The organism is Rhodococcus sp. O3, from assembly GCF_048897285.1.
Classification (GTDB): Bacteria; Actinomycetota; Actinomycetes; order Mycobacteriales; family Mycobacteriaceae; genus Rhodococcus.
In genome coordinates, this window is sequence record NZ_JBMBTE010000054.1 from 23,422 (window position 1) to 34,694 (window position 11,273).

Annotated in this window: 11 protein-coding genes; 1 reads left to right on the forward strand and 10 read right to left on the reverse strand. The window is 69.0% G+C overall.

The genetic code is table 11. The features are described from left to right. The first annotated feature begins 18 nt into the window (after positions 1–18). Positions 19–1,050 carry an aldo/keto reductase gene (locus ACN675_RS16305; RefSeq protein WP_420751828.1) on the forward strand — a complete coding sequence of 344 codons (1,032 nt, stop codon included), beginning with the start codon at positions 19–21 and terminating at the stop codon, positions 1,048–1,050. 84 nt (positions 1,051–1,134) lie between these two features. Here ACN675_RS16305 and ACN675_RS16310 read toward each other — a convergent pair whose 3' ends face one another. The 10 genes from ACN675_RS16310 to ACN675_RS16355 all read right to left on the reverse strand — a co-directional run. After that, the gene (locus ACN675_RS16310) at positions 1,135–1,500 is read right to left on the reverse strand and encodes a VOC family protein (RefSeq protein ID WP_420751829.1); all 366 of its coding nucleotides are present in this window, start codon (positions 1,498–1,500) and stop codon (positions 1,135–1,137) included. Between the two features lie 95 nt (positions 1,501–1,595). Then, positions 1,596–2,816, reverse strand: a complete 1,221-nt coding sequence (ribB, locus tag ACN675_RS16315) for a 3,4-dihydroxy-2-butanone-4-phosphate synthase (protein ID WP_420751830.1) — start codon at positions 2,814–2,816, stop codon at positions 1,596–1,598. After that, entirely contained in the window at positions 2,813–3,310 is a 498-nt protein-coding gene (locus ACN675_RS16320; RefSeq protein WP_420751831.1) for a flavin reductase family protein, read from the reverse strand. Before ACN675_RS16320 ends, ribB begins: the two co-directional genes overlap by 4 nt. Then, on the reverse strand, positions 3,307–3,810 hold the full coding sequence (locus tag ACN675_RS16325; RefSeq protein WP_420751832.1) for an NADPH-dependent FMN reductase: 504 nt from the start codon (positions 3,808–3,810) through the stop codon (positions 3,307–3,309). Before ACN675_RS16325 ends, ACN675_RS16320 begins: the two co-directional genes overlap by 4 nt. Before the next feature lie 136 nt (positions 3,811–3,946). Continuing rightward, positions 3,947–4,978, reverse strand: a complete 1,032-nt coding sequence (locus ACN675_RS16330) for an ABC transporter permease (protein WP_420751833.1) — start codon at positions 4,976–4,978, stop codon at positions 3,947–3,949. Continuing rightward, positions 4,978–6,516 carry a sugar ABC transporter ATP-binding protein gene (locus ACN675_RS16335; RefSeq protein WP_420751834.1) on the reverse strand — a complete coding sequence of 513 codons (1,539 nt, stop codon included), beginning with the start codon at positions 6,514–6,516 and terminating at the stop codon, positions 4,978–4,980. Before ACN675_RS16335 ends, ACN675_RS16330 begins: the two co-directional genes overlap by 1 nt. After that, entirely contained in the window at positions 6,503–7,681 is a 1,179-nt protein-coding gene (locus ACN675_RS16340; protein ID WP_420751835.1) for a sugar ABC transporter substrate-binding protein, read from the reverse strand. Before ACN675_RS16340 ends, ACN675_RS16335 begins: the two co-directional genes overlap by 14 nt. A gap of 128 nt (positions 7,682–7,809) precedes the next feature. Beyond that, a complete protein-coding gene (locus ACN675_RS16345) occupies positions 7,810–8,460 on the reverse strand; it encodes an isochorismatase family protein (protein WP_420751836.1) in 651 nt (216 codons plus the stop codon). Beyond that, entirely contained in the window at positions 8,457–9,944 is a 1,488-nt protein-coding gene (locus tag ACN675_RS16350; protein WP_420751837.1) for an MFS transporter, read from the reverse strand. The genes ACN675_RS16345 and ACN675_RS16350 overlap by 4 nt, the downstream gene beginning before the upstream one ends. Beyond that, on the reverse strand, positions 9,937–11,273 hold a 1,337-nt coding region (locus tag ACN675_RS16355; protein WP_420751838.1), incomplete at its 5' end, for an amidase. The genes ACN675_RS16350 and ACN675_RS16355, both read right to left, overlap by 8 nt.

Consider the following 11,273-nt stretch of genomic DNA (forward strand, 5'->3'; position numbering starts at 1 on the left):
AGAGAAAGCGAACGACCAGTGACAACCCTTCCCACACGCCGACTCGGCAGCAACGGACTGACCGTATCGGCCCTCGGACTCGGCTTCATGAGCTTCACCACCTCGGCCGACGCCGACGAGCAAGCGCTGTCCACCGCGCTGGTGGACGAGGCGATCGACCTCGGCATCAACTTCTTCGACACCGCCGACGTGTACGGACCGGAATACAGCGAGATCCTGCTCGGGCGTGCCATCGCGGGCCGCCGCGACGACCTGATCATCGCGACGAAATTCGGAAACGCACTCGACCGCGACACCAACCCCGACCACCGCTCCGTCGACGGCCGCCCCGAGTACGTCCGGACCGCCGTCGAGGCGTCGCTGCGCCGCCTCGGCATCGACCACATCGACCTCTACTACCAGCACCGCGTCGACCCCGAGGTGCCGATCGAGGAGACCGTCGGAGCACTCGCGGAACTCGTCGAGGCCGGAAAGATCCGCTACATCGGCCTTTCCGAGGCCGGCCCCGGCACCATCCGCCGCGCACACGCCACCCACCCGGTCACCGCGATCCAGAACGAATGGTCGCTGTTCAGCCGGCAGATCGAGGACACCACGCTCGACGTCGTCCGCGAGCTCGGCATCGGCATCGTCACGTATTCACCGCTCGGACGCGGGTGGCTCACCGGCCGCCTGCAGCAGCCCGCCGACGTCACCGGCCGCCGCGCGCGGCATCCGCGCTTCGCACAGGACGTGTTCGAGACCAACCGCAGGTTGGCCGACGAGGTCGCCCGCATCGCGACCGAGATCGGAGCACTTCCCGGCCAGGTCGCACTCGCGTGGGTGCTGTCCCGCGGCGAGGACGTCGTCCCGATCCCGGGAACGCGGCACAAAGAGTACCTGCGGGAGAACGTCGGCGCCCTAAACGTGACCATCGAACCCGAGCACGCTGAGCGGCTCGAGCAGATCGCCGCGCAGGTCGCCGGCGAGCGTGCACTCCGCCCCGAGCACCTTGGTACCGAGGCGCCGCTTCTCGACGCCGCGACCGTGCGAGAGGGCGTCCCGCAATAGCCAGAGCCGCAGAGGAGAAAGACAGCAGCGCGATGTCGGCATCGCGCTGCTGTCTTTCTCGTCAGCGGCTTTGGGTGGCGCTGGTCATCCGGCGTCGTCCGAGTGGCTGACGATGTTGACGACGGACCCGTCCGGCGCGCGCACGAAGAACCTGCGCACACCCCACGGTTCCGTCGTCAGCGGGTAGACGATGTCGAAACCCCGACGCTGCGCCTCCTCGTAGGCGGCTTCGACCTCGTCGCCGACGTGGATGGACAGCACGGAATCGACCGGTGCGGTCGCGTCGCTGCTGACGAGCTGGACGACGGCACGCCCGTCCGGGGTTTTGAACCGAGCCACCCACCCCAGGTTCATCTCTTCGACGGAGAGCCCGAGGTAGTCGGTGTAGAACTCCTTCGCTTCCTCGATGTCGGCGACGTTCAGATTCGCCGTCAGGCCGGTGGGTCGCATACCGATCACTCCTGCCGAGTCGTCCGGATCCCGCTCGATTCCACTACAGGCCGCGACCTCGCGCAGAGCTTTCGGCCGGATCCCGACGAACTCGGTCAGCCCTCGGCAGCGGGCAGCATGTGGCCCATGCGGCGCCGTTTGGTTTCGAGGTAGCGCACGTTCGCCGGCACGACCCCGACGTGCAGGGGTTCACGGCCGATCACGGTGATCCCGTTGTCTTCCAGGCCCGTGATCTTGGCGGGGTTGTTGGTGAGCAGCCGCACCGACCGCACCCCGAGATCGTGCAGGATCGCCGCGGCACCGCCGTACTCGCGACCGTCCGCGGGTTCGTCGAGTTCGAGGTTGGCCTGGACGGTGTCGAGGCCGTCGTCCTGCAACCGGTACGCGGCCAGCTTCTTGAGCAGGCCGATCCCCCGGCCCTCGTGTCCACGCAGGTACACCAGCACCCCGCCGTCCAGGGCGAGCCGTTCGAGCGCGGCGTCGAGCTGCGGACCGCACTCGCAGCGCTGCGACGCGAACGACTCCCCGGTCAGGCACTCCGAATGCACCCGCACCAGCGACCCGTCGCTCGGCGTCCCCGCGAGTAGGGCGACGTGGTCGGCGCCGGTCTGCCGGTCGAGGTAACCGACGGCCCGGAACGTCCCGAATCGCGTCGGCATCAACGTTTCGTCACCGCGCACGATCCGGCCGGACGGGACGACCGGAGCAGGGAAAGGGTGCACGGCCCGGTAGTTACGCAGTTCCTCGATCGTGAGAACGGGCAGGTCGTGGCGGGCTCCGAGGTCCTCGATGCCAGGCATCCGCATCATGGACCCGTCGTCGGCGACGAGTTCGGCGATCACCCCGACCTGCGGCACGCCGGCCAGCGCGCACAGGTCGACGGCGGCCTCGGTGTGACCGGGGCGTTCGAGGACTCCACCGGGACGGGCCCGCAGCGGCAGGATGTGTCCGGGCCGGATCAGATCCCGGGCGGTCGCGGTCGGATCGGCGAGGACCCGCAGGGTCGTGGCACGGTCCGCGGCGCTGATCCCGGTGGTGACGCCACGGGCGGCATCGACGGTGACGGTGTAGGCGGTCTGTTTCGGATCCTGGTTGTCGGCGACCATCGCGGGCAGGTCCAGGGCGTCCGCCCGCGCCCCGGTCATCGGGGCACACAGCAGGCCGGACGTGTGCCGCACGGTCCACGCGATCCACTCCGGCGTCGCCTGGTGCGCCGCGAGGATGACATCACCCTCGTTCTCTCGGTCCGCGTCGTCGGAGACGAGGACGGGCCGTCCGGCGCGAATTGCGTCGAGCGCCGCCTCGATGCGGCTCACGATGCCACCAGCTTCCGGAAAGCGCTGCGGTGGAACACGATCGGCTCCACCGCGGAATCCGTTTCCTCGCAGTGCAGTTCGTGGACGCGCAGCACCACGATGGCGTGGTCCCCGGCGGGCACCTGCTGTTCGATCGACACGTCCATCCGGACACCACAGCCTTCGACGAACAGCGCTCCCCCGTCCCGGGTTTCGGTGCCGATGCCGGCGAACCGATCGCCGTCCTTCGCAGCGAGCACGCGGGCCGCGCGGTCGTGTTCGGAGCTGAGAACACTGATGCCCAATCGGGGCTGTGCCGCGAGTTTCGGCCAGGTGGTCGACGTGTTCTGCACGCAGAACGCGACGAGCGGCGGGTCGAGCGAGACGGGCACGAAGGTGCTGGCGGCCATGCCGAGACGTTCGGTTCCGGTGTCGGCGCAGATCGCGACGACCCCCGCGGGGACGTGACCGAAGGCTCGACGCAGGGTAGCGCCGTCGAGGGTGGGAGTGGTCATCGTGACTCCGTTCGGACGGTGGATCGCACTGCGGCAGACCAACGTTCGGCGTAGTCCGCGATCCGGGTATCGGTGGTGTAGGTGGAATCGATCAGGTACAGGCCCGGGGCCGGGCAGGTCGCGCCCAGTTCGACGAGGACCGGCTTGAGCAGCAGGTCCGGCGCCATCGCGTGGGCGGGTCCCGCGCCGAGCATGAGGGGCACCGCGGTCACGTCGCGCAGTCCGTCTCCGGTGGCGAACTGGTCGAGGAACAACTTGAGGATGCCCGTGTAGGTGGCCTTGAAAGTCGGGCTGGCGAAGATCACCAGGTCCGAGGAGGCGACGGTCTCGACGGCCGCCTTGACCGCGTCGTCGCCCCACCCGAGCAGGCCGGGGCCGAGGGTGACGACGTCGACAACGTGGTCGGGGGCCGAACCGGTGAGGGTGGTGGCCAACGCGATTGCCGCATCGAGGGTACGAGAGCCGGGTTTCGGGTTTCCGGCTACCACTGTGGTTGTCATGATTTCTCCTTGTTTGCGGCGCGCTGACCGTTGCGCCCTCACAGTCCACATCCGGAGGATTTCGGGATTACGACCGGATGATTTCACCGATGTTGCGCCGTCTCGAGGCCGGTCCCGGTGACCGGTCTCCCCTACGTCACCTGGTGGTTCGCGATGCGGTGCGACGGCGGACTGCACCGGACAGAGCGACGGCGATCACCAGCGCGCCGCCGTAGAACAGCTGCTGGACGAAGCTGGCCACACCGAGCATCTGGAGCCCGACGACACCGGCGACCAGGAAGTACACGGCGACGAGGGTGCCGAAGGCGTTGAACCGACCGGGGACGATGGCGGTGGCGCCGAGGAACGCGGCGGCGAAGGCGGGCAGCATGAACGACTGTCCCGACGACGGGTCCGCGCCGCTGAGCATCCCGGCGTACACGATGCCGGCGAGGGCGGCGACGAACGCCGAGGTCACGAGCGCACCGCCGCGGATGCGGTCGACGTGCAGACCGCTCAGACGGGCGACCTGGGCGCCGCGGCCGACGAACAGCAGCCGTCGTCCGATCGGGGTGTACTGGAACACCACGGCCATGACGAGGACGAGCGCCAGCGCGTAGTAGAACTGCAGCGACACTCCCAGGAAGCGGGTGCCGATGGTGGCGTCGACGAGCGCCGAGTCGATGCCGGTGACCGAGGTCGAGTCCGAGATCCACTGCACGACACCGAGAACCACGGTGCCGCTGCCGAGTGTCGCGATGAACGAGTCGATCTGCAGCCGCACGACCAGCAGCGCGTTGACGAGGCCGACGAACACCGAGGCGAGGATCGCGACGACGATGGCCGGCAGCAGCGACCACCCGTGCTGGACGTTCAGTACCGCGATCGTCATGGCCGCCAGCGACATGGTCGAGACCGCGGACAGGTCGAATTCACCGGCGGTGAGCGGCACGATCAGGCCCAGCGCCAGGATCAGCAGTACCGCCTGGGAGCCGAGGATGTTCTGCAGGTTGTTGGCGGTCGGGTAGATCTCGGGGCGCAGCACGCTGAAGAAGACCACGACGGCGACGAGAGCGAGGACGAGCGCGTACTTCTCGAACAGCGGTCCGAGCGCCGGACGTCGTTTCGGCGGTGCGGATTCGGGGGTGACGGTGTTCGGGGCTGTGGTCTTGTCGATGGTGACGGACATCAGGCATTCACTTCCTGTCGGGTCAGGCCGAGGACACTGTCCGAGATGTGGTGCTTGGAGAGGTTGTCGCCGGTGAGCTCGGCGACGATGTGCCCGTGGGAGAACACGAGGACGCGGTGGCACAGCACCGACAGCTGCTCATAGTCGGAACTGGCGACGACGATGCCCGCTCCCCCGTTCGCGGTGTCGCGCAGCATCTCGAAGATGCGGGCGCGGGCACCGATGTCCACACCCTGGGTGGGCTCGGCCAGCAGGACCAGCTGCGGATCGATCTGGAGCCACTTGCCGAGCAGCGCCTTCTGCTGGTTGCCGCCGGACAGCGACCCGTACACGGCCTGCGGATTGCGGGGGCGGACGTCGCAGTGTTCGGCCAGGGCGGTGGCGACGGCGCCGAGCGCACGCGGTTTCAGAAAGCCGCTGCCGAGGATCGGCAGGGTGACGTTCTCGGCGACCGTCAGTTCCGGCGCGCTGCCCTCGACCTTGCGGTCCGGCGGCACGTACACGACCTTCCGGGCGAGCGAGCCGATCGGCGTCGTGGTGGGCAGCGCGACGTCGTCGGATCCGATCGTCATGCGCCCGCCGCGTGCGGGTTTCGCGCCGTACAGCGCGGCGAGCACGTCGTCGTAGCCGGAGCCGGCGATCCCCGTCAGGCCGACGATCTCACCGGGACGCACCTCGAAGGTGATGCCGTCCACGGTGGGCGTCTCGAGTTCGACGACGCGGGCGAGGGGCGGCACGTCGTCGAAGTCGCGGACCGGCCCGGCGACCCGCGGGTCGGCGGATTCGAGGCTGCGGCCGACGATGAGGTCGATCAGCGAGGTGGCGGTGAGATCGCGGGTGCGGTGCGTGCCCTGCGAAACCCCGTCGCGCAGCACGGTCACGCGGTCGGTGTGGTCGAGCACCTCGTCGAGGTCGTGGGAGACGAACAGGACGGCGGCCTTGCGATCGGCGACGATCTCGCGGACGACGGAGAACAGCAGGTCGGTACCTTCACGCGGGAGGAACACGGTCGGTTCGTCGAGGACCAGCAGCGTGCGGCGGTCGCCGAGTTCCTCGGTGGCACGCAGGATCGCGACCAGAGCCCGTTCGGTCTCGTTGAGACTCGACACCGGCGCTTCGGGATCGACGTCGAGACCGAAGCGCTCGAACAGTGCTCGTGCGGTGCGCTTTTCGCGCCGCCACGAGATCCACGGCTTCGATCCGGCGACCACCGGCCCGACCCGCAGGTTCTCGACGACGGACAGGTCCGGGACGAGGGCAAGGTCCTGGTGGACGAAGCTGATGCCCAGATCACGGAATCCACCCGCCGGCACCGGCAGGGGCACGTCCCGGCCGCGCACCTGCAAGGCGGCGCCCGCGTCCGGGGCGTGGAATCCGGCGAGCACCTTGATCAGGGTGGATTTCCCCGAGCCGTTCTCTCCCAGCAGGCCGTGGACCTCACCGGCATGGATCGTCAGGTTCACGTTCTTCAGGACGGTGTGGTCGCCGAACGTCTTGGAGAGCCCGACGATGTTGACGATCGGATCAGGGCTGCTCACTGGGCCCCCAGATGGCTTCGTATCCGGTGACGTAGGCGGTGCCGTATCCTTTGTCGGGCTGCGGCGGGGTGCCGGTCTCGTCGATGTTGTCTGCCGTGATCAGCTTGAGCGGGGTTTCCTGCGCGCCGTCCGCGACAGGTTCGTAGCCCAGCAGCAGTCGACCGGCCTGGTCCAGGGTCGCCCACGCGAGCCACGGGATGGATTCGCCGACGTTCATGGTGACGATGCCGTCGTCCTGCTGGATCTTGAGCACGGCGGGCGTGCCGTTGACCGAGGAGATCTCGACCTGCCCTGTCTTGCCGGCGGCCTTGATCCCGGACTGTGCGTAGAGGGACATGGAGTCGTAGATGGGCAGGATGAAGTTGATGGTGGGATCGGCCGACAGCGCGGACTGCACCTCGGATTGGATCTTGGTGGCCCACTCGGCCACCGGCACATTGACGATCTTGTAGGTGCACTTCGGGCAGTACTGCGCGATCTCGTCCTCCATCGCGGCGACCTCTGCCTTGGCGGGAGGGACCTCGTTGGACGTGATGATCAGCGCGTTGCCCTCGCCCTCGGTGCGGTCGATCATCCAGTCGACGGTGAGCCGGTTGGCCTCCGCGAGGGGCGCGTCGGTGGTGGCGTCGACGAGCCCCACGAGGTCCGCAGGAATCGGTTCACCGCGCAGGATCGTGTGGGTGAGGAGAACGGGAATGCCTGCCGCGTCGGCCTTCTGGAGCGCCGGCTTGATGAGGGAAGCGTCGACGCCCTGGGACAGGATGATGAGGTCGACCTTCTGGTTGACGGCCTGCTCGACGCCGGTCGCCCACTGGGTGGGCTGGCCCTGGTTGGTGTATTCGATCCAGGTGGCGCCGTAGCGTTCGGCGACCTTCTTCGATTCCTCGTCGACCGCGACGTTGTACGGGTTCTCGCTGTTGGTGGGGATGGCGAAGATGGTCTTGCCGGCGATGTCCTTCATCGGGAACGGTTCGGCCTCGAGCGTGAACTCGGGGTCGGCTTCGTACTTCGCGAGCTGCGCCCGGGCGTACTCGAGTCCGGCGGCGACGTCCGCGTCCGAGACGTCGGCGCCGCCGGATCCGTCACTGCTGCAGGCGACGAGACCGAGGGAGGCGGTGAAAGCGAGGGCCGCGAGGGCGGCGCGACCGGGTCGAGGAAGACGCATGAATTCTCCTGGGGAAGCGAAGTGAGACGTCGGGGCGTCCGCGCCGTTGGGGACCCAACCGGGAAGGTGATGACTTCGAATGTATTGCGTGGCGTGTTGCCTGCGGCAACACGTGTGGTTCATTCGTGTTAATTGCCGGACGCGAGCGCGCGGAGGTACTCCTGCGCACGCGACAGCGGCCACACTTCCGCCATCTTCTGCTGCATGTCGAACAGATTCGATCGATGGATCGCCGAATCCCGGTCCCCGACCGCGTCTTCCACGACGATCGGGATGTATCCGTGCTGCATGGCATCGAGCGTCGTCGCCCGGACGCACCCGCTGGTGGACAGCCCCGCGATGAGCACGGTGTCGACCCCGAGCCAGGTCAGGTGCGAGTTCAGCGTCGTGCCGAAGAACGCACTGGGATACTTCTTGGTCACCAGCATCTCGGCGCAGGTCGGCTCGAGACCGTCGATCAGTTCCCCGTACGGGCTGCCCTCGCAGAAGGCCACGAGCGTGCCGGACTTCTTGAAGAACACGCCCGCGTCGGAACCGTCGGCGCGCAGCCGAACCTCGGTGATCACCACCGGAATTCCGGCCTCCCGTGCCTCGGCGAGCAGGGTACGCATCGCCTCGACGTTCTCCTCCACCCCGGCGTACAGCGGGCAGTCGGGGTCGATGTAGGCGCGGGCCGGATCGACGACGATCAACGCGGGGCGGGTCCCGGGTTCGAGCTCCTGACCGAAGCCGGCGCGGGCGTAGTCCTCCGCCTGGGCTTCGCGATCGGCGATGGTCATGCTGACTCCTTCAACGCTGAAACAGAATCGAGTGTGTGGACTGTCGCCGTCGGATTGCGGCGTGGAAAGGCAAGGCACACCGCGACACCGGCGAGCGCGACGAGACCGAGAGCGATGCCGACGATGCGCACGTTGTCGACGAACCGGGTCACCTCGCCGCTGCCGAGCGTGCCAAGGGTGCCGCCGTACGCGGCCTGCCGCGCCGCGGTACTCAGGCCCGCGGTCGCGAACACGAGCGCGAGCGCGGTGCTCAGCAGATAGCCGACGTTCTGCAGCGTGGAGCGCAGCCCGTTGGCGATTCCGCGACGATCGGCAGGAGCGGTCAGCATGAGCGCGCTCGTCGAGGGTGTCATGAACAATCCGGTCCCGCAGCCGAGCACGAACAGGAAGGGCGCGGTCGCTCCGAGCGAACCGCCGTCGGGCGAGAGCATCAGTGCGATGCCGAACAGTCCGACGGCGTTGAGCGCCATTCCCGTCGCGGTGAGCGTGCGGGGACTGAACCGCAGCATCAGCGACCCGGCGGCGGAGGCGGCCACGACCGTGCCGATCGCGACGGGCATCACCAGCGCCCCTGCTGCGACGGCCGAGATCCCGCTCACCGCCTGCCCGTACAACGACACGAGCAGTGTCACCGCGTACGTCGCGACCGCATTGACGAGTACCGCGGCGAGCACGAGTGCGATACCCCTGTTGCGGAACAGCGTCACGTCGACCAGCGGATGCGTGCGCCGGATCTGCACGGCCACGAACACAAAGGCGAGAACGACACTCATGCCGCCGCACGCCCACGGCAGCCACGGCAGCGAACTCACGCCGGGGGTGAGCGCGAGGACCACTGCGGTGAGCAGCGCCGTGGACATCGCCGCGCCGGCCATGTCGAACGGCTCCCGCTCGACGGCCTTGCGGGGGCTGGGCGGGATCACCCAGATCGACGCGACCATCGCGACCAACCCGACGGGCAGCACCACCGCGAACAGTCCGCGCCACCCGAGCGCCGCGGTCGCGGCACCGCCGATGAGCGGCCCGACCACCTGGGCGACGGCCGCGACGGTCGCGTTCCACCCCAGCGCACGGCCCAGGACGTGGGGCGCGAAGGTGTCCGTGAGCAGAGCCGTGTTGTTCGTGACCACGGCCGCCGCGCCCGCGCCCTGGAGGACGCGGGCGGCGATGAGCCATCCGGGGGACGGTGCGAGCATGCACAACCCGGTCGCCACCGTGAAGGTGGCGAGCCCCGCGAGGTAGAGCGGGCGGCGGCCGATGATGTCGGCGAGGCGGCCGAACACCAGGATCAGCGCCGTGGTCACGAGCATGTAGCCCAGCAGGATCCACGTCGACTGGGCCCCGGACGCGTCCAGTTCCCGCGCGACGGTCGGCAGCGCGACCGTCAGTCCGCTCAGGCTCAGGAACACCGCGACCACGCCGATGCTCAGGGCGGCGAACACCCGCCACGGGTGGGGATGACGCTGTGTGACAAGGCTATCCATCGGCACGGCGGGTGTGGACATCGGTGACGGTCTGCAACACGTGCGCCAGACGCAGGCACGTGTCGTCGGCCCACGGCCGCCCCACCAGCTGCACCCCGACGGGCAGTCCGTCGACGAAACCGGCCGGTGCCATCACCGCGGGGAAACCGAGGTAGTCGAACAGGCTCGTGTTGCGGCCCACGATCGGCTGCATGGGGTGGCGGACGCCGTCGATCTCGACGGTGACGTCGGACAAGCGAGCCGCGGTCGCGCCGATGCCGGGAGTGACGAGCACGTCGATGCCCGCGGCGTCGAACGCGTCGATCGCTGCGCGCTGGGCGAGGGTGCGGCGGCGCACCGCGCGGAGGTAGTCGACCGCAGACGGGACGAGGCCACGCGCGATCCGGACCTGCGTGCCGATGTCGTAGTCCGCGAACTTCGCGAGCGACCCCTCCTGGTTCGACGCGAGTTCGCTGGTCATCACGATCGTCACGTCGTCGTGGATGCGCTGGGCGTCCGGGATGTCGACGGCCACGACGTCGGCGCCGAGGTCGCGGAAGGTCTCCACGACCGCGTCCCACGCACCGAGCACCCCGGCATCGCACAGGTCGGTGAACCACGCGGTCGGGATGCCGATCCGGACACCGGCGAGCGACGGGACGTCCGCGGGGCCGGTGGCCGCGAGAGCGTCCTGCACCTCCCGGGCGACCGGCGCCGGGGCGGCCGCGGGATCGAGTCCGTCGGGTCCGGCGAGGACGTCGAGGACGATCCGCAGGTCGGCGGCGGAGCGCGCCATGGGTCCGATGTGGTCGAGGGTCCACGACAGCGACGCGACGCCGGTGCGCGGGACAAGGCCGTAGGTCGGTTTGATGCCGGTCAGATTGCACAGCGCGCTCGGGACGCGGATGGATCCGCCGGTGTCGGTGCCGAGGGCCAGCGGGACCAGCCTGGCCGCGAGCGCGCCCGCCGAGCCGGTCGACGAGCCGCCGGTCCAGCGCGAGCGATCCCACGGGTTCGTCACCGGGCCGTATCGGGCGTTGTGCGGTGCACCGCAAGCGAATTCGGTGGTTGCTGTGATCAGGACGGGAATTGCGCCGACGGCGCGCAGTCGCGCCACGACGGTCGCATCGGCAGGGGCGACGCGGTCGCCGGTGGTGCGCGATCCGGCGGTGACGGGCGCACCGGCGACGTCGATGATGTCCTTGACACCGAAGAAGATCCCTTCGAGCGGGCGTGCGGTGCCGTCGTTCCAGCGCCGATCGGACTCCGCCGCGGCCTCGTCGGCGCCGTCGACGACGGCGAGCACCGCTCCCCCGACGAGCGCCGGGTCGGTCCAGCGGGAGCGCAGCG

Coding starts and splice junctions, on each gene's coding strand:
- ACN675_RS16310 (WP_420751829.1), bottom strand. CDS start 1,500: ATGCGACCCACCGGCCTGACGGCGAATCTGAACGTCGCCGACATCGAG.
- ACN675_RS16320 (WP_420751831.1), bottom strand. CDS start 3,310: ATGACCACTCCCACCCTCGACGGCGCTACCCTGCGTCGAGCCTTCGGT.
- ACN675_RS16325 (WP_420751832.1), bottom strand. CDS start 3,810: ATGACAACCACAGTGGTAGCCGGAAACCCGAAACCCGGCTCTCGTACC.
- ACN675_RS16330 (WP_420751833.1), bottom strand. CDS start 4,978: ATGTCCGTCACCATCGACAAGACCACAGCCCCGAACACCGTCACCCCC.
- ACN675_RS16340 (WP_420751835.1), bottom strand. CDS start 7,681: ATGCGTCTTCCTCGACCCGGTCGCGCCGCCCTCGCGGCCCTCGCTTTC.
- ACN675_RS16345 (WP_420751836.1), bottom strand. CDS start 8,460: ATGACCATCGCCGATCGCGAAGCCCAGGCGGAGGACTACGCCCGCGCC.
- ACN675_RS16350 (WP_420751837.1), bottom strand. CDS start 9,944: ATGGATAGCCTTGTCACACAGCGTCATCCCCACCCGTGGCGGGTGTTC.